A 20,966-nucleotide genomic window follows, 5' to 3' on the forward strand; every position below is an offset into this window, starting at 1 on the left:
CGGTCACCGCGGGTGCCTGCCCTGCGAATCGAGGACAGGCACCCCGCGGTGGCCCCGCCACCAGCTCCCAAGCACCGCCTTCCGGGGCAACGAAACAAATAAGGGGAAGAGAGTAGACGTGCTAGACGTCAACTTCTTCGATGAGCTCCGCATCGGTCTCGCGACCGCGGACGACATCCGCCAGTGGTCCTTCGGCGAGGTCAAGAAGCCCGAGACCATCAACTACCGCACGCTCAAGCCCGAGAAGGACGGCTTGTTCTGCGAGAAGATCTTCGGTCCCACCCGGGACTGGGAGTGTTACTGCGGCAAGTACAAGCGCGTCCGCTTCAAGGGCATCATCTGCGAGCGCTGCGGCGTCGAGGTGACGCGCGCCAAGGTGCGCCGTGAGCGGATGGGCCACATCGAGCTGGCCGCGCCGGTCACGCACATCTGGTACTTCAAGGGCGTCCCCAGCCGGTTGGGCTACCTGCTCGACCTGGCGCCCAAGGACCTCGAGAAGATCATCTACTTCGCGGCCTACGTGATCGTGGGCGTGAACGCCGACCTGCGCCACAACGACCTGCCCACGCTCGAGAGCGAGATGCAGGTCGAGCGCAAGCGCGTCGAGAACCGCCGCGACGCGGACGTCGAGGCCCGGGCGCAGAAGCTGGAAGCCGACCTGGCCGAGCTGGAGGCGGAGGGCGCCAAGTCCGACGTCCGCCGCAAGGTCAAGGAGGGCGGCGAGCGCGAGATGCGCCAGCTCCGCGACCGCGCCCAGCGCGAGCTGGACCGGCTCGACGAGATCTGGTCGACGTTCACCAAGCTCGAGCGCGCTCAGCTCATCGCGGACGAGATGCTGTACCGCGAGCTGTACGACCGCTACGGCGACTACTTCACCGGCGCCATGGGCGCCGAGGCCATCCAGCGGCTCCTGGGTGACTACGACGTGGACGCCGAGGCCGACGTGCTGCGCGAGACCATCCGCAGCGGCAAGGGCCAGAAGAAGCTCCGCGCCCTCAAGCGGTTGAAGGTCGTGGCCGCCTTCCAGGCGACCCGCAACAACCCGCAGGGCATGGTGCTGGACTGCGTCCCGGTCATCCCGCCGGACCTGCGCCCGATGGTGCAGCTCGACGGTGGCCGCTTCGCCACGTCCGACCTGAACGACCTGTACCGCCGGGTCATCAACCGGAACAACCGCCTCAAGCGGCTGATCGACCTCGGCGCGCCCGAGATCATCGTCAACAACGAGAAGCGGATGCTCCAGGAGGCCGTCGACGCGCTGTTCGACAACGGCCGCCGCGGTCGTCCGGTGACGGGTCCGGGCAACCGGCCGCTCAAGTCGCTGTCCGACCTGCTCAAGGGCAAGCAGGGCCGGTTCCGCCAGAACCTGCTCGGCAAGCGCGTCGACTACTCCGGCCGTTCGGTCATCGTGGTCGGCCCGCAGCTCAAGCTGCACCAGTGCGGCCTGCCCAAGCAGATGGCGCTGGAGCTGTTCAAGCCGTTCGTGATGAAGCGGCTGGTCGACCTCAACCACGCGCAGAACATCAAGTCCGCCAAGCGGATGGTGGAGCGTGCGCGCCCCGCCGTGTGGGACGTGCTGGAAGAGGTCATCACCGAGCACCCCGTGCTGCTGAACCGCGCGCCCACGCTGCACCGGCTCGGCATCCAGGCGTTCGAGCCGCAGCTGATCGAGGGCAAGGCCATCCAGCTGCACCCGCTGGTCTGCGAGGCGTTCAACGCGGACTTCGACGGTGACCAGATGGCGGTCCACCTGCCGCTGTCGGCCGAGGCGCAGGCCGAGGCCCGCGTGCTGATGCTGTCGTCGAACAACATCCTGTCGCCCGCGTCGGGCAAGCCGCTGGCCATGCCGCGTCTGGACATGGTGACCGGCCTGTACCACCTGACCCGGCACAAGGACGGCGACCTCGGCGAGGGCCAGGCCTACTCCTCGCCCGCCGAGGCGCAGATGGCGTTCGACCGCAAGGTCCTGGGCCTCCAGGCGATGGTCAAGATCCGGATCACGGACAAGAACCCGCCGAAGGGCCAGGAGCCGGAGGGCTGGGAGCCCGGTCGCCCGTGGCTGGCCGAGACCACCCTCGGCCGGGTGCTGTTCAACGAGATCCTGCCGCCGGACTACCCGTTCATCAACGAGGTCGCGCCGAAGAAGCGGCAGGCGATGGTCATCAACGACCTCGCCGAGCGGTACCCGATGGTGACCGTCGCCCGGACGCTGGACAGGCTGAAGGACGCCGGTTTCCACTGGGCCACCAGGTCCGGCGTGACGGTGGCGATCTCGGACGTCCTCATGCCCGCCGCCAAGCAGGGCATCCTGGACGAGTACGAGAAGCTCGCCGACGCGGTGGAGAAGCGCTACCAGCGTGGTCAGCTCTCCTACACCGAGCGCAACAACGAGCTCGTCAAGGTGTGGACCAAGGCGACGGAAGAGGTCGCCGAGGCCATGGAGGCCAACTTCCCCGAGGACAACTCGATCCGCATGATCGTGATGTCCGGGGCGGCGGGCAACATGACCCAGGTCCGCTCGCTGGCCGGTATGCGCGGTCTGGTGACCAACCCGAAGGGCGAGTACATCCCGCGTCCGATCAAGAACTCGTTCCGCGAGGGCTTGTCGGTGCTGGAGTACTTCATCGCCACGCACGGCGCCCGCAAGGGTCTGGCCGACACCGCGCTGCGCACCGCCGACTCGGGTTACCTGACCCGTCGTCTGGTGGACGTCTCGCAGGACGTCATCATCCGCGAGGTCGACTGCGGCACTTCGCGCGGCGTGGTCATGACGGTCGGCGAGAAGCAGGGCGACAAGGTCGTGCTGGCCGAGTTCGCGCAGACCAGCGTGTACGCGCGGACGCTCGCCGAGGACATCACCGACGCGGGCGGCGACCTCGTGCTCAACCGCGGTGACGACCTGGGCGACCCGGCGCTGGCGACGCTCGTCGAGGCGGGCGTGACCAGGGTCAAGGTGCGCTCGGTGCTGACCTGCGAGTCCGCGGTCGGTGTGTGCGCGTCCTGCTACGGCCGCTCGATGGCGACCGGCAAGCTGGTCGACGTCGGCGAGGCCGTCGGCATCGTGGCCGCGCAGTCCATCGGTGAGCCCGGCACGCAGCTGACGATGCGCACGTTCCACCAGGGTGGTGTGGCCGGTGACGACATCACCACCGGTCTGCCCCGTGTGCAGGAGCTGTTCGAGGCCCGGGTGCCGAAGGGCAAGGCGCCCATCGCGGACGTCGACGGCCGGGTGCGCATCGAGGACGGCGACCGTTTCTGGAAGATCACCCTCATCCCGGACGACGGGTCCGAGGAGATCCTCTTCGAGAAGCTGTCCAAGCGTCAGCGGCTCGCGAACACGGTCACCGGCCCGCTGCAGGACGGCGACCACGTGGGCGTCGGCCAGCAGCTGCTGGAGGGCACGCCCGACCCGCACGAGGTGCTGCGCGTGATGGGTCCGCGTGAGGCCCAGCTCCACCTGGTGGGCGAGGTCCAGAAGGTGTACCGGGCCCAGGGCGTGGCGATCCACGACAAGCACGTCGAGGTCATCGTCCGGCAGATGCTGCGCCGAGTGACGATCATCGACTCGGGTGCGACCGAGTTCCTGCCGGGTTCGCTGGTCGAGCGCGCGGAGTTCGAGTCGGGCAACCGGGCCGTGGTGGCCGAAGGCGGCGAGCCCGCTGCCGGTCGTCCGGTGCTGATGGGTATCACGAAGGCGTCGCTGGCCACGGACTCGTGGTTGTCGGCGGCCTCCTTCCAGGAGACGACGAGGGTGTTGACGGACGCCGCCATCAACGGGCGTTCGGACAAGCTCATCGGCCTGAAGGAGAACGTGATCATCGGCAAGCTGATCCCGGCCGGCACCGGCATCAACCGGTACCGGAACATCCAGGTGCAGCCCACCGAGGAAGCCCGCGCGGCTGCCTACGCCATCCCGAGCTACGACGACGGCTACTACACGCCGGACGTCTTCGGCACGGGTACCGGCGCGGCCGTCCCGCTGGACGACTACGACTTCGGCCGCGACTACCGCTGAAGTCGAACCGCATGAGCCAGAGGCCCCGGAGCACCGCTCCGGGGCCTCTGGCCTTTCCGGCTCGTCATGCCGAGCGCGATCCCGCCGCGGCCGAACCGTCCAGCTCGTCCATGACGTCGCGGCCGACTTCCAGGTCGGTCGGGTTGTCGAACGGGAACCAGGGACCGGCGGACGGCACCGCCGTCACCGGCACCGACCGGCTCCGGACCAGTCGGGCGAGCGCGTCGCCGACGCCGAGGCCCTCGGTCTGTCCGGTGTCCCGCATCCGCCGCAGCACCTGCCACGAAGCGGGGGTCAGCTTCACCAGTCGCAGCCACTGCCCCTGCGCGACCGGCCCGTCGCCGGGACGGCCCCCCATCCGCGCCACGTACCGCCTGCTGCGGTCCAGGACGACGGGGTCGGCGTCCGACCGCGGATCGTCGCGCCGCCGCGCCCACAGCGCCCGCCAGTGGGGGTCGAAGGCGACGGCCAGCGGACCGGGGGCCGCGCAGAGCCGCCGGATGGTTTCCGCCGAGCACACGACGTTGCCGAACTGCACCACCACCGTGGCGCGGCGCAGCCAGTCGTCGGCCACGGCGAGTGAGTCGAGCGAGGTGGTGCTCGCCCAGAGGGGGTTCTCGAACAGCGTCAGGTCCGTGCCGTGGAAGCCGTCCGTGCGCCAGCCGACGACCGCGCCGATCCGCCACACACCCGCGCGGCGCAACGCCGCCTTCTGCCTTCTGATCAGGGTGTCGCCGCGAACCTCGACGAGGCTCGCCGGGCGGTCCGCGGTAGCGCGCCCCAGTTCCGCGCTTCGACCCGCGGTGAGTATCACGGCCCTCGGCGACGAGGACAGCCGGGCCAGGGGCAAGACGTGGGATGTTTGCCGCATACTGGCAACATTCGTCGTTCGCGCCGGTCATCGGCAGTGTTGAGCCGTTGACTCTTGCGGTAAACATGGCCGGCGATCCGCGCACCGCCGCGTCGACGGCAGTGGGCGGCCCGCTGGATGATCGATTCCACGGGATCAGTAGCCCATAGGCGACCAGTGGGCGCTTGACCGGTTGTCCGGTCTTGTCGTTGTGCCACATGGCGGCGGTGAGGGCGAGGATGCGTTGCAGGACGCGGACGATCACCCCGGCGGGGGTGCGTCCGCCGTGCCGTTCCAGGTCGAGCTGTGCCTTGAAGGTCTTTGATCGACTCGATGGTCCGGCGCAGCGGCTTGAACAGTCGCGCGTCGGGCCGTTCGGGCTCGCCCTTGCGGGCCGGGCGCAGCAGGTCGACTCCGGCGTCGGCCAGTGCCCGTTCGAAGTCGCGGCCGTAGTGGTGGCGGTCGGCGATCAGGGTCTGGCCGGGTCGTTCCGTCGTCAACGCGGGGTGTCGATGTCGGTCGTCACAACCGATCGTCGACACCCCGTCTCACGTCACGGGCCCGGCCATCCCTCGGAATCAATCGTCCAGGGCGGATCGTCGTTCGAGGCGGGCACTGCCGCCGCGAGATGCGCCCGGTCGTCCTCGTGCTCCGCCCGTTCGGCCGCGAACAAGGCCAGCAGCTCGTGCAGCCGGTAACGGTCGCCGCCCAGGTGTTCGAGCATGTGCGCGACGACCAACGAGTACAGCACTTGTTGGGCCCGCTCGTGCTCCAGTCCCGCCAGCACGCCGACCGCAGCCGCGGTGATCTCCGTGTGCCCCAGGGTGCTGATCATCCGCAGCACGCGGCGCTCTTCGACGTCCAAGCGGCGGTAGGACCACGAGAACACGGTCCGCACGGCGACCTGGTCGTCCAAGGCGAGCACGTTCAGCCTGTTGTCCTCCTCGGCGAGGTGCCGCACCAGGTCGCCCACGGACAGCAGCGGGTCGGTGATGAGGTGTTCGGCGGCGATCCGCAGCGCCAGTGGCAGGTGGCCGCACCGCCGCACCAGCTCGGCCAACGCCGCCGGCGCCGAAGGGTCGGCGGCGAGCCGTGCCGTGCCGAGCGCCTCGCGCAGCAGTTCCTCCCCCTCGGCGTCGCTCAGCCGACCCAGGTCCAGCCGTTCGCCGTGGGTGCGCACCGCCAGGGCGGGCAGTGAACGACGGCTGGTCACGACCACGAAGCAGCAGCCGGAACCGGGTAACAGCGGCTGCACCTGGTCGGAGTCGGCGGCGTTGTCGAGCACCAGCAGCACCTCGCGGTCGGCGAGCATCGACCGCAACAGCGCGGCCCGGCGGGTGAGGTCCAGCAGGCCGACGTCAACGGGGGAGCCGAGCCCGAGCAGCAACTCCTCGAGCACGTCCTCGGGCGTGGCGGGGGAGTGGTCGTGGGAGAACCCGCCCAGGTCGACGAAGAGCTGGCCGTCCGGGAAGCGGTGCGAGACGTCGTGCGCCCAGCGCAGCGCGAGAGCGGTCTTGCCGACGCCCGGAGCGCCCTCGATCACCGCGATGCGGGAGGCGCCGGGGCGGTGCAGCTTCGCCAGCAGCGCGTCGAGCTGGTCCAGGTGGCCACGCCGCCCGACGAAACCGGCGACGGCCGCCGGCAGTTCCGCGGGCCGGGGCACGGTGCTGCCGACGAGCGCGAGCAGCGTGCCGCGGGCCTCCAGCAACTCGTCGCAGCGCCGGGCGAAGTCGACCGACGGCGGAGTGCCGTTCTTGATCTTGCTCAGCCAGCCGGGGGTGTACCCCGCCAGATCGGCGAACTTCCGCCACGACATCCCCCGGCGTGCGAGCAGTCGTTCCAACTCCGCGGCGAACGGCCCGTGTGCCCGTCCGGCTTTGGAACCCACGATGTGCCTCCCCTGGGCCGTGCCGACTGTTGTCTTTAGGTAACCAGATAACTACTCAGAGCGGTAACGGCTGGAATTCGGGTACCGGTCGTCCGCCTCGGCGATGTCCCTCGTTCGGTGGCGGCGACGAGAGCGGGCCCGTTGTTACGTTGCGATCAAGTGGATCTCCGAGCAGAGGGAGCTGTGTCCGGATGAGTGACGAAGCCGGGGAGGACGCCGCCGTCGTGAGGGAGGTGGCGGCGATGTCCACGCTGTTCACCCCGTGGTCGGTACGCCTGGCCGTCACCTGCCGGCTGCCCGACCTGGTGGCCGGGGGCTGCACCGGTGTGGCCGAGTTGGCCGAGCGGTCGGGCACCGACCCCGGTGCGCTGCGCCGCGTGCTGCGCCACCTGGTGAACCTGGGGCTGTTCACCGAAGCGGGACCGGACCGGGTGGAGCTCGCGCCGCGCGGCCGGGTGCTGATGGCGGACCACCCGGCGCGGTTGGCGTGCCTGCTGGACCAGTCGAACCCGTGGGCCGAGCGGACCGACCGCGCGGTGCCGGGGCTGCTGGAGTCCGTGCGCACGGGCACGAGCGCGTGGCCGTCGGTGTTCGGCCGGCCCTTCTGGGAGGACCTGGCTGCGGACGCGGAGTTCTCCAAGGCGTTCGACGAGGTGATGGCCGGGCACGCCGCGGTCTTCGGGCCCGCGGTCGCCTCCCGGTGGGACTGGTCGGGCGTGACGCGCCTCGTGGACGTCGGCGGGGGCACCGGCCTGCTGCTGGCCGACGTGCTGCGCCGCCACCCGCACCTGCGCGGGACTCTCGTCGACCTGCCCGGCACCACGCGGCGGGCGCACACCACCTTCGAGGCGGCCGGTGTCGCCGACCGGGTGGAGGTGGCCGCCGGCAGCTTCTTCGACCCGTTGCCCGCCGGTGGAGACGTCTACCTGCTGTCCAACATCATTCACGACTGGGAGGACGCCGACAGCGAGCGCATCCTGCGGCGCTGTGCCGAGGCGGCCGGGCCGGGCGGCACGGTACTGCTGGCGGAGCGCTTGGTCGGCGACGGGCACGACCTGGCGGCGCGCACACTGGTGAGCCAGCGGGACATGGCGATGCTGGTGCTGCTGGGTGCGCGGGAGCGCGGGCTGGACGAGTTCCGGGCGTTGGGAGTGGCGTCGGGTCTCCGACTGGAGTCGACGACTCCGCTGGTGCCCGAGCAGGGCGCGCACCTGCTGGTCTTCACGGTCGCCCGCGACTGAGGCCCCCTGCGTCGGCGGTCTCGTGTCGACGTCGTGGTGCGGACGGCCGAGCCCCGGACCGCCTCAGCGGGCCCACACCGGGCGGATCGGCAGTGCGCGCAGGCCGATCGCCTGCCGGGGGTCGACCTCCTCGACGCCGTCGCCGAGGCGGAAGTCGCTCCAGTCCGCGAGCAGCGCCTCCAGCGCCACCTTCTGCTCCAGCCGGGCCAGGGGCGCGCCGATGCAGAAGTGGATGCCCCGGCCCAGGGCCAGGTGCCGGTTCGGCCGGCGCCGCGGTCGGAACTCGTCGGCGTCCGGGAACTGCCGCTCGTCCAGGTTGGCCGAGGCGACCCACACCAGGACGACGTCGCCCGCCGGTATCACCTGCCCGCCGAGGGTGACCTCCCGCGTGGTGCGCCGCGCGGTCGCGGGGAGTTGCCCGCGCAGGCGCAGCACCTCCTCGACCGCCGCCGGGATCGCCGACGGCTCCGTGCGCAGCGCATCGGCCACGTCGGGCCGGGTGGCCAGCAGGTGGACGGCGTTGCCCAGCACCATCGTCGTCGTGATGTGCCCGGCGACCAGCAGGAACCCGCAGACGCCGAGCACCTCCTCGTCGGCGAGCTGCTGCCCCTCGTCCTCGGCGAGCAGCAGTTGGCTGATCAGGTCGTCACCGGGTCGCTGTCGCCGGTCTGCGATGACGTCGAGGAAGTAGGCGTTCATCTCACCGATCTGCGGCTCGACCGAGCGCAGCATCTCCTCGGTCGGGATGATCACCGGGTCGTCTCCCCGCCCCTGGTAGAACAGCGCGTCCGCCCAGCGGCGGAACCGCTCGCGCTCGCTCAGCGGGATGCGCAGCAGTTCCGCGATCACCGCCAGCGGCAGGGGGTAGGCCAGTGCGTCGATCAACTCCACTTCCGGCCGGCCGCGCACCTCGTCGAGCAGTTCGCGGGTGATGCGCCGCACCACCGGCTCCAGGGCCTCCACGACCCTGGGCGTGAACGCCTTGCCCACCAGGCCGCGCATCCGGCGGTGGTCGGGTGGGTCGAAGCCGTTGAACGCGCCGCGCGCCACGATCGCGAACTGCTCGGGCTGCACGACCAGGTCGCGCAGGTCTGACGAGTACGTCTCGTGGTCGGTGAGCACGGCCGTCGCGTCGGCGTGGCGGAACACGTGCCAGTGGCCGAGGACGCGGTCGCGCCGGATCGGGGCGTGCTCGCGCATGTGCGCCCACCACGCCTTCAACGCTTCGTAACCCGCGGGCTGGTCGGACAGGTCGAGTCCCGGAACGGTGTCGAGCACCACGAGCTCCCTCCGGACGCGGTACGGGAAATGGTGAATCACGGCGATCGGTGCCGCCTCGATTCGACGATCATAACGTTGCATTCCCCGTCATTGGACAATCCGCCGCCCGGGTGACGGGGGTCGCGGTGCCGGTCAATGGTCCGTTAGGGGGAAGTTTTCGGCTGGTACAATTAAGGATCTACCCGGTCTCGCAATTACCCGATCGGTCTATTGAGGTGCTCCCGGTCAATCGCTAGAAATGTAGTGGGCGTAGTTTGCGGGTAATAGTCGGCCGGCTCATCCGGTGTCTGGGGTAATTCACTCGTCATCTTACTGCGCCATTTTTCGGCCGACGCCGCCCTGGGCGCCGATTTCGGTATGCCGATTTCAGGTGTGCACGTCCATCTGGCAAGGAGTGATCAGTGGAAACGACCTGGTTGTCCGACCGCACCGAGTGGCTGGCGAGCCGCACGGAGTGGATGTCCGACCGCACCGAGTGGCTGGCGGGCCGCACGGAGTGGATGTCCGACCGCACCGAGTGGCTGGCTCCCCGGGCCACCGCCGTGGCGGGCGCTTACGAGTTGGTCTCCGTTCGGTGACCCGACGCGCCGGGGCGGCTTCCGCCGCTCCGGCGCACGGTCGTCGCAACAGGCCGTCTCGGCACGGAGGACCGGAGGATTCGTTGTTGGTCCCACTGGGGGTTCTGCTCGTGGCCGTCGCCGCGGTCGCGCACGCGGGGTGGAACGTGTGCGCCAAGCGGGTATCGGACGGCGGCGCGGGTTTCGTGTGGCTCTACAAGATCGTCGGCAGCCTGCTGGTCTTGCCGGTCGGCCTGGTGTTGCTGTTCCGGGAAGGCCTGGTGGACCTGCCCGCTGTGCTGCTGGCCGTCGCGGTCGGCGCGTTGTTCCAGCTCGCGTACTACGTCCTGCTGCAACTCGGCTACGCGAAGTCCGACCTGTCGGTGATCTACCCGCTGTCCAGCGGGATGGCGCCGCTGTTCTCGGTCACGGCGGCGGTGGTGCTGCTCGGTGAGCGACCAGGACCGCTGGGGCTGGTCGGAGTCCTGGTGGTCGTCGTCGGGGTGGTGATCATCAGTGCCTACCGCTCAACCGGTGACTCCACCCGCACCGCGAAGATCTACGGCGTCGCGTTCGGCACGCTGATCGGGCTGGCCAACACCGCGGCGACGCTGTGGGACAAGCAGGCCGTCTCCGGACTGGGCCTGTCGCCGTTCCTCTTCTACTGGGGCATCTCGGTGTTCGAGGTGCTGCTGCTGGCGCCGGTGGCGCTGCGCGACCGACCCCGGTTGCGCCGGCTGTGGACCCACAACCGGCGCGAGGTGCTCCTGGTCGGCGTGTTGGCCCCGACCGCCTACGTGATCGTGCTGTTCGCGTTGCGCATCGCACCGGTCAGCGTCATCGCGCCCGCAAAAGAGTTCAGCGTCGTCATGGCCTTGGTCGGGGCGTGGCTCTTCCTGAAGGAGAAGGAACTCGCCCGCCGGTTCGTAGGCGCCCTCGTGGTGACCGGCGGGGTGTTGATGCTGACTTACTCGTGATCCGCCGGTTCGGCTCGACGAACCCACGACCGGCATTTTTGAACTGTTCCTGTCCGCTCGTTCGCAAACATGGGAGAAGTATGTCCGCCAAGCATGTCCTGGTTACCGGTGGCGCGGGGTTCATCGGCCGAAACATGATCCGGAGGATGGTGCGGGACGGGTACGAGATCACCTCGCTCGACAACTACAAGATCGGTGGCAAGGAATTCCTGCCACCGGACGTCCGGGAGAGCGTGAACTGGGTGGAGGGCGATTCCCGCGACCACCGGCTGGTGGCCGAGGCGGTGAAGGGCAAGGACGCCGTCATCCACCTCGCCGCGCCGTCGTCGTTCCTGATGTACGAGGAGGACCCGATCGACGGGGCCCACGTGACGACGCACGGCTTCCTCAACATCCTGGAGGCGGTGCGCCGCAGCGACGTGGAGAAGCTGGTCTACGCCAGCACCAGCGCCGTCTACGAGGGCAACCCGGTGCCCTACGTCGAGGGCATGGAGATCAAGCCGCCGGACCTCAAGGCGCTGTCGAAGAAGTGGAACGAGGAGGCGGCCCGCCAGTACTCCGAGCGGTACGGCATCAAGGCCATCGGGATGCGGCCGTTCAGCGTGTACGGCCACGACGAGTTCAGCAAGGGCGGCTACGCCAACGTCATCTCCCTGTTCGCCTGGGCCGCGCTCAACGGCGTCCGCCCGGTGTTGTGGGGCGACGGGAACCAGACGCGGGACTTCATCTACGTCGAGGACGCGGGCTACGCGTTCCAGCTCGCGCTGGAGACCGACCTGGAGACGCAGGAGTTCAACGTCGGCACCGGGATCGAGACGACCTTCAACGAAGCGTTGGCGTTGGTCGGCGAGGAGATGGGCGTCGAGCTGGAGCCGGAGTACGTGCCGGTGCCCATCGCCATCTACGCCGAGCGGCTGCTCGCCGACACCACCCTGGCCGGTGAAGTGCTGGGCTTCGAGCCGACGATCAGCGTCCGCGAGGGCGTGCGCCGGGTCGTGGAGGCCGGTCGGGAGGCCAAGTCGCAGTGGCCGGACCTCGGCTCGATGCAGATGTACTTCGAAACCCTCCCCAAGTCCTGAGCGGACTGCCGCACCTGCCCTCCACCGGCAGGTGCGGCCCCCGCCCGTCGCCACCCGCCCGAGACGCACACCCGCCCCGAGACGACCAGGAGCGCGCGTGACCACAGTGCTGGCGCTGACCGACGCACCCGACGACGTCGAGAAGTTCTGCGTCGAGGGGGAACTCCTCCTCTTCCGCATCGCGCAACTGCCGACCGACCGGCACGACTTCGCCTTCTTCGAGCAGCAGTACCGGACGCTCGCCGAGTCCTGCGACCTGTCGAAGGTCGACCTGGTCATCGCCGAGTACGTGGACTCCCTGCCGCTGCTGTACTTCATGCGCCGCGACGGCTACCACTGCCCGGCGCTGATGATCCCGCACACCAATCCGTACCCGCTGAACATCCTGTTCTACTTCCTGCTCGTCGCCGCGCACCCGCACCCGGCCGACCTGGTGATCTGCGGCTCCACCAACGCGGCCAACGCCTACCGGCGGCTGACCGGCATCCCGGCGCGCAACATCTGCACGTTCGGCATCAAGAACGTCTACCGGCCGCGGGACCGCGCCGCGAGCAGGCGTGCGCTCGGTCTGCCGGAAGACCGCCGCATCCTGCTGTACACGGGCCGGTTCATGAACGACAAGGGCCTGGGCCCGCTGCTGGAGGCGTACGAGCTCGTGCGGGAGTCACGGCCGGACGCGTTGCTCGTCATGTCCGTGACGCACGTCGACCCGCCGTACTACAACCGCCTCGCACCCCGGATGGGCGACGCGGTCCTCTTCCAGCGGCTCGAGCGCGCGTCGACCGTCGACCTGTACAACTCGGCCGACGTCTACTGGTCCGGCGCTACGAGCATCTTCGAGACCTACGGCAAGGCGCCGCTGGAGGCCCTGGCGTGCGGGGTGCCGGTCGTCGTGCCGCGGTGGGACGGCTTCCCCTACTTCATCGGGTCGCACAACGGGGCGCTTGCCGAGGTGGAGGCGGTCGCAAAGGGTGTCAGCCCCTACGACTTCGCCCGCGTGCGGCCGGACGGCCTGGCCGCCGCCTGCGTCGACGTCCTCGACCGAGCCGCCGACCTGCGCGTCGAGCTGCCCGCGTGGGGCACCTACGACCACACCATGGTCGTGCTCACCGCCCTGGTCCGCGACCTGACCGCGACCGGCCGGGCCACGGAGCCCGTCGACGCGGACCGCGGGCTCCACGTCGACGGGCTGCCGGAGTCCGTGCGGGCCGTGCTCACCCACCACGGGCTGCGCACGACCCGGGACATCGTCGTGGAGGCGCAGCGGCAGGGGCTGGTGGACCGCCGCTCGGTCGGCGACCCCGTCCTGCTGCGCCGCCTGCACGAGGACGTTTTCGGGCCGATGGCAGCCGATCCGGCCACGGTCGCCGCAGAAGAGCCGCTCGCGGTCACCACATGACCTCACCGCGTGACAAGGAGGCAATTGCCATGCCGATCGAACCCGACAGCTCCAGGTGCGTCCGATGCGGGATGCCGCTGTCCTACGACCGGTACGTCGCCACGGTGGAAGGCGATCCGGTCTCGCCCGACCCCGAGCTGTGCGCGCACTGCGCGGGTGTCGCCGCACCCTCACCGGAGGTCGAGCGGCCGGTCGCCGAGGACCGCAGCGCGCAGTTGGACCTGCTCCTGCGCGTCTACCGGGAGAGCGCGGCCTGGCCACGTGACGCCGGTGCGGTCGCCCGTGAACTGGGCGTGCCCGCGGACGCGGCGCCCGCCGCGCTGATCGAGAGCGTGCCCGAACGCAGGTCCGGCTCCCGCTACGACGCCGTCGTGCTGTTCAGCGGCGGCAAGGACTCCAGTTGGATGCTCATGAAGCTGGCCCAGCGCGGCGACCTGAGGGTCGTGGCCTGGATGCTCGACCAGGGCTACCAGTCGCCCGCGGCACTGGCCAACGCCGAGTCGCTGTGCGAGAAGCTCGGTGTCGAGCTGGTCATCACCCGGCCGGAGCAGGACCCGATGAACACGCTGTTCCGGCTCGGGTTCGCGGTGAACGAGGAGCAGGACCCGCACCTGCTGCGTGCGGCGATGTCCTACGGCCCCGCGTGCTGGCCGTGCTTCTCCACGATCGTGGCGCAGTCGTCGGTCTTCTGCCACGAGAAGGACGTGCCCCTCTGCTTCATCGGCACCCAGAAGGGGCAGAACCGCACCAACATGCGGGGCAAGCCGTACGTGCCGGGTGGGGCGCTGCCCCCGTTGGACGCCGCGGTCGAGGACATGGTGTCGATGCTGCGCGCCCATGCCGAGGCCAAGGCGCCGGAGGCGGCCGAGCTGCTGCGCACGTTCCGCACCCGGACGGTCATGGTGCCGTTCTACGAGTTCATCCCCCAACCGACCCTGGAGCGCAAGATCGCCGACCTGGAGGCACTGGGTTGGGCCGTGCCGCGCAACACCGGCTCGTGCAGCACCAACTGCATGATGAACGAGCTCGGCTACCGGATCATGCGCAACCAGTACGGCTTCGACATCTACCAGATCATGGAGGCCCACGAGCGCCGGCTGATGCCGGACCCGACGCCCGCGGGCATCGCCGTGCTGGACGAGGAAGCGATCCGGCGCGGGGCGAAGCTGATCCAGCTCACCCCGGTCGAACGCCTCAAGTGGGGTGTGGACAGGGGCCCGGCGTGAGTCCGCCGGGTCCGCCGTCATGGGACCAGGTCCGCGCGGAGTTCCTGCTCGACCCGTCCTACGCGCACCTGTCGATGTCGCTGGTCGCCTCGCACCCCGGTCCGGTCCGGGCAGCGGTCGAGCGACACCGCGCGGGCCTGGACGCGAACCCGGCGCTGTACTTCCACCACCGCGACGACCTGGTGCGCGTGGTGCTCGACCGCGCGGGCGCCTACCTCGGCGCCGCGCCCGGCGACATCGCGCTCACCGACAGCACCACCGCCGGCCTGGCCGTCGTGCTGGCCGGTTTTCGGCTGCGGCCGGGTGACGAGATCGTCAGCACCGCGCACGAGCATTACGCCGCCTCCGAGATGCTCCGGTTCAAGGCCGCCGCCAGTGGCGCGCGGCACCGGGTGATCCGGCTCTACCGGGAACCCCGGCTGGTGACGGAGGAGGAAGTCGTGTCCGCGCTGCGCGAGGGCATCTCCGACGAGACCCGGCTGCTGGTGCTCACCTGGGTGCACTCGGGCACCGGCGTCAAACTGCCGCTCGGCCGGCTCGGCGAGCTGGTCGCCGAGGTCAACCGGGGCCGGGCGGAAGGCCGTGAGGTGCTGGTCTGCGTCGACGGCGTGCACGGCTTCGGCGTGGAGGACTTCCGGGTCGCCGACCTGGGGTGCGACTTCTTCGTCACCGGGTGCCACAAGTGGCTGTTCGGGCCGCGCGGCACCGGCCTGGTGTGGGGCAGCCGGCGGGGGTGGGACGCGGTCACCCCGGTCTCGCCGTCGTTCGACGTGGAGGTGTTCTGGCCCTGGTACCTGGGGTTCTCGCCGGACGACGTCGCGCCCCCGGGACGGAGGTTCAGCCCAGGCGGGTTCCCCGCCTTCGAGCACCGGTGGGCGTTGGCCGAGGCGTTCGAGTTCCACACCGCGATCGGCAGGACCGCGGTGGCAGCGCGGACCAGACAGCTCAACGACCGCTGCCAGGAGGGCTTGGCCACCGTGCCGGGAGTGTCGGTGCGCACCCCGGTCGACCCGGCGCTGTCGGCGGGGATGGTCTGCTTCGACGTGGCGGACGTGCCGCCGGACGTGGTGGTCGAACGGCTCCTCGAGGCCCGTGTCGTCGCCGGTCAGACGCCCTACCGCAGCAGCGCCGTCCGCTTCGCCCCGAGCGTGGTGAACTCGCCGGCCGACGTCGACCGCGGCGTCGAGGCGTTGAGCGCCCTTGTCCCCGGTCTCACCGATGCCGAGAGGTGATCACCTTGTCCGATGTCCGACCGGTGCTGCGTGCCGCGTTCGACGCGGTCGCCGACCGCTACGACCCCTTCGACGTCGACTACTTCCAGCCGGTGGGACGCCGAGTGGTCGAACTGGCCGGAATCCGCGCCGGCGACGCGGTGCTGGACGTGGGGTGCGGGCGGGGTGCCGCCCTGTTCCCGGCCGCCGCCGCGGCAGGCCGTGACGGCCGCGCCGTCGGCATCGACCTGTCCGAGGCGATGGTGGCGGCGACGGCGGCCGAAGTGCGTGCCCTCGGCCTGCCCGGGGTCGAGGTCCTGCGGATGGACGGCCAGGACCCGGACTTCCCGGCGGGCTCGTTCGACGCGGTGATCGGCAGCATGAGCGTGCACATGCTGCCGGACACCGGCGCGGCGTTCGCCCGGTTCCGGGAGTTGCTGCGGCCCGGCGGCAGGCTGTGCGTGTCCGCCCCCACCACCGTGCTGACCCCGCGCCCCCTGATCTTCGGCCTCGCCTCGATCGCCAAGTGGGTGACGGAGTACGAGTCCGGCACCCGCGTCTACCCCCAGTCCTCGGCGTTCGGCGGGGAGGAGCGCGTCCTGGCCGACCTGCGGACCGCAGGGTTCCGCGTGGCCGCCGTGCGCGACGAGGTGCTGCACCTGACGGCGGCCTCCGGCCGGGCGCTGGTCGACTGGACCTGGACGCACGGCATGCGGCTGTTCTGGGAGCGGGTGCCCGCGGACCGGCGGGCGGAAGTGGCGGCCGACATCGAGGCCGAGGCCGAGACCCACCGCGATCCGGACACGGGACTGGTGACGATCCCGACGATGGTCAGCTACGTCGTCGGCCGGTGACCCGTGAGCGCGTCCGGGCCGGCGCGGGCCGTGCCCGGGCGCACCGCGGTCGGCGCGGGCCGCCGCACCCGTCTCACGGCCGCCGGCGGGACTTGGCCAGGGCGCGGGCTCGCGCCACCAGGTCGTCGACCAGGTCGGCGTCGGCGACGGGGGGAGCGGCGTCCTCGCAGCACGGCGGTTTGGTGCGCTTTTCGGTCAGTTTCGGGCGCACGCCGGCTAGTTCGTACAAAGTCTCGTAAAGGTCCCGGCCGGGATCGTCGTCGTGCGGTCCGACGAGCAATATCCACGCGGTCCGGGGGGTGGGGAATGCGACTATCACGCGATCGGCGCCGCGGAGGTGTTTCACGCAGAGCCGGGGCAGTGGTTCGGGGCCCGTCACGCGGTACCCGAGGGCCAGGCAGCCGCTGTGCGCCAGTTCGTCCAGGAACCTCTCGTACGCCACCCGCGCGGCACCGCGCAGGCCTGCCGCCTGGTGACTGGCGACCGGCGTCTCGACGACCTTGATCAGCGCACCACGCGTCCTTCACCGCGGTGCATCTGCGCCAGGCTGTCGGCCAGGTCGCCGCGCTCCAACAGCGCCGAATCGCTCAACCGCCGGTGCACCTCGTCCAACAGCGCGCGGCTCCTGCCGGCCCGCCTCAGGTCCGCCACCACGTGCAGCACCTCGTGCAACCGCTCGGCGTCCAACAGCATCCGCGGCTCACGGCTGTGGATGGCGAGCACGCCCTCGCGCGCCCACGCCTTGACCGTCTTCTCGGTCAGGTCCAGCAGCTCCCCGGCCACCACCGGACGCACCGGTGGCGCCTTGCGCAGCGTCTTCGTCACCACGCCGTGCAGCTTGTGCCGCCGCTCGTCGCCCTCGGCCAGGCTCGACGCGACCTCTTCGATCTCCTCGATCCGATCGAACAGGTCACGGATCTGCGCGGCCTCGGTGGCGACGGACATGACGGACCTCCTCCGGTCACTACCGATTATCACCTGGTTTTTCGGTAGTGGCAACGGTGGCCCCGCGCACGAGGCGCGGGGCCACCACCGCTGGACCGGACCGGGAGATCAGGACGAGAAGAACAGCCCACCCAGGCCGCGGTGCTTCCGGTGGCCGTAGTGACCGCCGTGGCCGTACCCCGGCGCGGCGCCCCAACCCGGCTGGACCACCGGCTGCTGGACGTAGTGCACCTGCGCCGGCTGCGGCGCGGCGGGCGGCGGGGGCGGCGCCATCTGCTGCTCCAAGCGGGTGATGGCCTCGAGCTCGCCGTAGTCGAGGAAGACCCCGCGGCAGCCATCACACTGCTCGATGTGCACGCCCATGCGGTCGAAGGTGCGCATGTTCGCATGACACTTGGGACACTGCATCGTGTGAGCCTCCTGCTCTTGACGCGATAAATCCGATATTAGCCGCGCGGAATGGGTTCGTGTGCCGACACGATGCGGGCACACGCGTCGATCAGCGCTTCCTGGGCTTCGGTCAGCTCCTTCTCGTCGCGCTGCGCAGCGGAAAGGGCACGCGCCGCCATCTGCACGACCAAAGCGCGCGCTGGCGCCTCCAGCACCGACCACGGGTCGTCCCGCGGCACGCCCGCGCCGCCCGCGTCGAGGTACGCCCCGAGCAGCCGTCCCCAAGCCTCGGCGTCCAGCACCCCCGCGGCGTGCAGCGCGGCCGGTCGGGCCAGGTCCCACGCCGGGTCGCCGACGCCCAGGTCGTCCACGTCGATCAACCGGTACCCGTCCCGCCACACCAGTTGACCGAGGTGCCAGTCGCCGTGGATGAGCGTGGTCCCGGCCGTGCCGAACGCCGGCAGCGTCGCGAACGCCCGGCGCACCAGCCGCGCGGCGGGCGTGTCCAGGGTCAGATCGCGCACGGCCCGTTCCATCCGGGGGTGCGCGCCGGCGAGCGGCACGGGCGGCGCGAAGTCGTCGGCGGTGAACCGGTGCAACGCCGCCAGCATCCGCCCGGCCGCCTCCATCGGCAGGTCCTCGGGCTCGCTCTGCGGCACCGGCGTGCCCATCGGCCACGCCGTGACGACCCGTCCGAGCACCACCGCGGGCGCCGACCGGGGCGCCAGCAGGAGTTCACCCAACCGCGGGTCGCCGGCCAGCCGGAGCCGCGCCGCGAGCACCGCGAGGTCGGTGCCGGCCTCGTGCGCCTTGAGCACCACGTCCGCGACCCGGACCACCACGACGTCACCGCGCACCGCGAGCACCTCGGGCGTCGCGTCGGCGGCCACCAGCGCCGCCATGCCCGCGATGAGATCAGAGTTCACCGGACCAGTGTGACCCGGCTCAGGCCTCGGCCAGGCAGACGGTCGTCGCCGGCTCCCGGTAGACTCGGGGCTCGGCACCCCCGGCGCACAGCGTCCGGTCGGCCTTCCCGCCACACCTCGACCACCTTGACCGCACCCGCACCGCACCGCACGCAGGCGACCTTCTCGTACAGGCTGGCCTCGCCGAACGAGGTCTTTCACGCGAGCGGCTCGCGTCGGCCGCCTGGCCCTGCCGGCTCGCCAGGCGCGGAGGCGATGACCGCCTCGGCGTCCCACCCCGAATGTCATGCCGTCCCTCTCAGCGCAGGATCGAGCCGCCGAAGTCGTCGTCCGGGTCATGATCTGGCGGCGGTGCGGGACGGCACGGGCGGCTGCGGCGCGGCCGGCTGGCCGGGGGCATCGGCCGACCGGCAGGCGGCATGGGCGGACGAAGCGGCGGTGGCGGCTGGGCGTTCGCCTGCTGGGCGAACGACGCCCCCGGCGCGGGCGCGTTCAGGTGCGGTGGCGCCTGCTCGGCCGGGTCGTTGCCGAACACGTCCTCCTGCACCTTGTTCACCCTGGCCACGACGCTGATCGCCCGCGAACTCCTGCACGACCTCGGCCGACCGGCGCGTGGACTCGGCGAAGGCCTGCTGGAGCGTGCTCATGACGGCGCGGAACAGCGCGTGCGACGGGATGCGTTGCGTCTCCGGCTGGAGTTGGACGTCGAGGTCGGAGCCACCCGGTCCAGCGACGACGCTCACCACTCGATCGGGTGAAACTGCCGTCACGCGGAGCTGCGTCATCCGCTCCGTCATGTTCTGATAACCCGCGAGACGCCGGGCACGTGCGTCCGTCACGGACCTACCCCCGGTGGTTCGCAGCTTCCGGGTGTTGTCTGCTCGATCGGGCCGCGTCGCGGATCCGTTTTGACCCGTGGGAACTAAGCGGGGTATCTTTGGTACTCGTGCCCGACCCATGTCGGGCCGCTCCGCGTGCCTACGCGCCAGTGGTGCTGGAAAGCCGGCCGCGGTGACCTCCACGCGTAGGGGCATCCTGGGATGTCGCCTGCGGACCTGAGGGGATGGCGTTGCCTTTCGGCGGCGCCGAGGGCAGCGACACGCCCGACCTCGGGTGCAGAGAGGGACCAAGTAAACAGCGCTCGTCGCCCACGCGGCGGGCACGCAAACGGAAGAAGCAGCCGGCGTATGCCAACGATCCAGCAGCTGGTCCGCAAGGGCCGGCAGGACAAGGTCGCCAAGCAGAAGACCGCGGCGCTCAAGGGCAGCCCGCAGCGGCGCGGTGTGTGCACCCGCGTCTACACGACCACGCCCAAGAAGCCGAACTCGGCGCTGCGCAAGGTCGCCCGCGTGAAGCTGACGAGCGGTATCGAGGTCACGGCTTACATCCCCGGTGAGGGCCACAACCTGCAGGAGCACTCGATGGTGCTCGTGCGCGGCGGTCGTGTGAAGGACCTCCCCGGTGTCCGCTACAAGATCATCCGCGGCTCCCTCGACACGCAGGGCGTGAAGAACCGCAAGCAGGCTCGCAGCCGGTACGGCGCGAAGAAGGAGAAGAGCTGATGCCCCGCAAGGGACCGGCCCCGAAGCGGCCGCTGATCTCCGACCCGGTCTACAGCTCTCCGCTGGTGACCCAGCTCATCAACAAGGTGCTGGTCGACGGCAAGCGCTCCGTGGCCGAGCGGATCGTGTACGGCGCCCTCGAAGGCGCGCGCGAGAAGAACGGCACCGACCCGGTCGTCACGCTCAAGCGTGCGCTGGACAACGTCAAGCCCGCCCTCGAGGTGAAGTCCCGCCGCGTCGGTGGCGCCACCTACCAGGTGCCGGTCGAGGTGAAGCCGGGCCGCTCGACCACGCTCGCGCTCCGCTGGCTGATCACCTTCTCCCGGCAGCGCCGTGAGAAGACCATGATCGAGCGCCTGATGAACGAGCTGCTCGACGCGAGCAACGGCCTGGGCGCGAGCGTCAAGCGCCGCGAGGACACGCACAAGATGGCCGAGTCGAACAAGGCCTTCGCCCACTACCGCTGGTGACGTGCCGCCAGGCGGGCAGCCCCGAGTTGCCCCGCCTGGCGCCTCCCGGCCCTAGTGAGCCTGCTACCAGCTAGCTCAAGACAGGGGAAGAAACC

The 20,966-nt window shown here is 70.5% G+C and carries 19 protein-coding genes and 2 pseudogenes; 11 read left to right on the top strand and 10 right to left on the bottom strand.

Translation table 11 applies throughout. The annotated features are described in order from the left end of the window. Positions 1-118 precede the first annotated feature (118 nt). The gene (locus tag OQ02_RS03850) at positions 119-4,015 is read left to right on the top strand and encodes a DNA-directed RNA polymerase subunit beta' (protein WP_033436698.1); all 3,897 of its coding nucleotides are present in this window, start codon (positions 119-121) and stop codon (positions 4,013-4,015) included. A 64-nt stretch (positions 4,016-4,079) separates the two neighbouring features. Here the strand turns inward: OQ02_RS03850 and OQ02_RS03855 are convergent, their stop codons facing one another. The 3 genes and pseudogenes from OQ02_RS03855 to OQ02_RS03860 all read right to left on the bottom strand — a co-directional run bounded on the left by OQ02_RS03855 (position 4,080) and on the right by OQ02_RS03860 (position 6,753). Continuing rightward, the gene (locus OQ02_RS03855) at positions 4,080-4,886 is read right to left on the bottom strand and encodes an NTP transferase domain-containing protein (protein ID WP_081915353.1); all 807 of its coding nucleotides are present in this window, start codon (positions 4,884-4,886) and stop codon (positions 4,080-4,082) included. Between the two features lie 145 nt (positions 4,887-5,031). Continuing rightward, a pseudogene (locus tag OQ02_RS47095) lies at positions 5,032-5,371 on the bottom strand (IS982 family transposase); the annotation flags it as partial. 47 nt (positions 5,372-5,418) lie between these two features. Next, on the bottom strand, positions 5,419-6,753 hold the full coding sequence (locus OQ02_RS03860) for an XRE family transcriptional regulator (RefSeq protein WP_156076852.1): 1,335 nt from the start codon (positions 6,751-6,753) through the stop codon (positions 5,419-5,421). 191 nt (positions 6,754-6,944) lie between these two features. On the opposite strand from OQ02_RS03860, the gene OQ02_RS03865 reads away from it, so the two are divergent. Further along, positions 6,945-7,994 carry a methyltransferase gene (locus OQ02_RS03865; RefSeq protein WP_033436700.1) on the top strand — a complete coding sequence of 350 codons (1,050 nt, stop codon included), beginning with the start codon at positions 6,945-6,947 and terminating at the stop codon, positions 7,992-7,994. Positions 7,995-8,057: 63 nt separating this feature from the next. Here OQ02_RS03865 and OQ02_RS03870 read toward each other — a convergent pair whose 3' ends face one another. Then, on the bottom strand, positions 8,058-9,272 hold the full coding sequence (locus OQ02_RS03870; RefSeq protein ID WP_063747008.1) for a cytochrome P450: 1,215 nt from the start codon (positions 9,270-9,272) through the stop codon (positions 8,058-8,060). Positions 9,273-9,676: 404 nt separating this feature from the next. Here OQ02_RS03870 and OQ02_RS44695 point away from each other — a divergent pair, with 404 nt between their 5' ends. From OQ02_RS44695 to OQ02_RS03905, 7 genes are all read left to right on the top strand, one after another. Beyond that, positions 9,677-9,853: a hypothetical protein gene (locus OQ02_RS44695; RefSeq protein ID WP_197043203.1), complete on the top strand. Its 177-nt coding sequence runs from the start codon at positions 9,677-9,679 to the stop codon at positions 9,851-9,853. A gap of 86 nt (positions 9,854-9,939) precedes the next feature. Beyond that, the gene (locus tag OQ02_RS03880) at positions 9,940-10,809 is read left to right on the top strand and encodes an EamA family transporter (protein WP_033436702.1); all 870 of its coding nucleotides are present in this window, start codon (positions 9,940-9,942) and stop codon (positions 10,807-10,809) included. Between the two features lie 80 nt (positions 10,810-10,889). After that, positions 10,890-11,888, top strand: coding sequence for an NAD-dependent epimerase/dehydratase family protein (locus OQ02_RS40725; protein ID WP_081915355.1), 999 nt, complete (start codon positions 10,890-10,892; stop codon positions 11,886-11,888). Positions 11,889-11,985: 97 nt separating this feature from the next. Then, positions 11,986-13,287: a glycosyltransferase family 4 protein gene (locus OQ02_RS03890; RefSeq protein ID WP_033436703.1), complete on the top strand. Its 1,302-nt coding sequence runs from the start codon at positions 11,986-11,988 to the stop codon at positions 13,285-13,287. Positions 13,288-13,316: 29 nt separating this feature from the next. Then, the gene (locus tag OQ02_RS03895; RefSeq protein ID WP_156076854.1) at positions 13,317-14,513 is read left to right on the top strand and encodes a hypothetical protein; all 1,197 of its coding nucleotides are present in this window, start codon (positions 13,317-13,319) and stop codon (positions 14,511-14,513) included. Continuing rightward, entirely contained in the window at positions 14,510-15,745 is a 1,236-nt protein-coding gene (locus OQ02_RS03900; protein WP_051771637.1) for an aminotransferase class V-fold PLP-dependent enzyme, read from the top strand. Before OQ02_RS03895 ends, OQ02_RS03900 begins: the two co-directional genes overlap by 4 nt. A 5-nt stretch (positions 15,746-15,750) precedes the next feature. Next, positions 15,751-16,578, top strand: coding sequence for a class I SAM-dependent methyltransferase (locus OQ02_RS03905; RefSeq protein WP_197043205.1), 828 nt, complete (start codon positions 15,751-15,753; stop codon positions 16,576-16,578). A gap of 73 nt (positions 16,579-16,651) precedes the next feature. On the opposite strand, the gene OQ02_RS03910 is transcribed toward OQ02_RS03905, so the two are convergent. From OQ02_RS03910 to OQ02_RS47100, 6 genes and pseudogenes are all read right to left on the bottom strand, one after another. Further along, a complete protein-coding gene (locus tag OQ02_RS03910; protein ID WP_033436705.1) occupies positions 16,652-17,020 on the bottom strand; it encodes a hypothetical protein in 369 nt (122 codons plus the stop codon). A 62-nt stretch (positions 17,021-17,082) separates the two neighbouring features. Beyond that, complete coding sequence (locus OQ02_RS03915; protein WP_033436706.1) at positions 17,083-17,523, bottom strand: hypothetical protein; 441 nt, start codon at positions 17,521-17,523, stop codon at positions 17,083-17,085. A 108-nt stretch (positions 17,524-17,631) separates the two neighbouring features. Next, positions 17,632-17,931, bottom strand: a complete 300-nt coding sequence (locus OQ02_RS03920) for a TFIIB-type zinc ribbon-containing protein (protein ID WP_033436707.1) — start codon at positions 17,929-17,931, stop codon at positions 17,632-17,634. Between the two features lie 38 nt (positions 17,932-17,969). Further along, complete coding sequence (locus OQ02_RS03925) at positions 17,970-18,839, bottom strand: phosphotransferase (RefSeq protein WP_033436708.1); 870 nt, start codon at positions 18,837-18,839, stop codon at positions 17,970-17,972. Between the two features lie 298 nt (positions 18,840-19,137). Then, complete coding sequence (locus tag OQ02_RS43550) at positions 19,138-19,395, bottom strand: hypothetical protein (RefSeq protein ID WP_156076856.1); 258 nt, start codon at positions 19,393-19,395, stop codon at positions 19,138-19,140. Between the two features lie 79 nt (positions 19,396-19,474). Next, positions 19,475-19,873 (bottom strand): annotated as a pseudogene (locus OQ02_RS47100) (hypothetical protein); the annotation flags it as partial. 153 nt (positions 19,874-20,026) lie between these two features. Here OQ02_RS47100 and rpsL point away from each other — a divergent pair. Both rpsL and rpsG read left to right on the top strand, forming a co-directional pair. Continuing rightward, positions 20,027-20,401 (top strand): 30S ribosomal protein S12, encoded by a 375-nt coding sequence (gene rpsL, locus OQ02_RS03935; protein WP_030473471.1) that lies wholly within the window; start codon positions 20,027-20,029, stop codon positions 20,399-20,401. After that, entirely contained in the window at positions 20,401-20,871 is a 471-nt protein-coding gene (gene rpsG / locus OQ02_RS03940) for a 30S ribosomal protein S7 (RefSeq protein ID WP_033436710.1), read from the top strand. Before rpsL ends, rpsG begins: the two co-directional genes overlap by 1 nt. Positions 20,872-20,966: the final 95 nt, after the last annotated feature.

It is taken from the genome of Saccharothrix sp. NRRL B-16314 (assembly GCF_000716595.1).
Classification (GTDB): Bacteria; Actinomycetota; Actinomycetes; order Mycobacteriales; family Pseudonocardiaceae; genus Actinosynnema.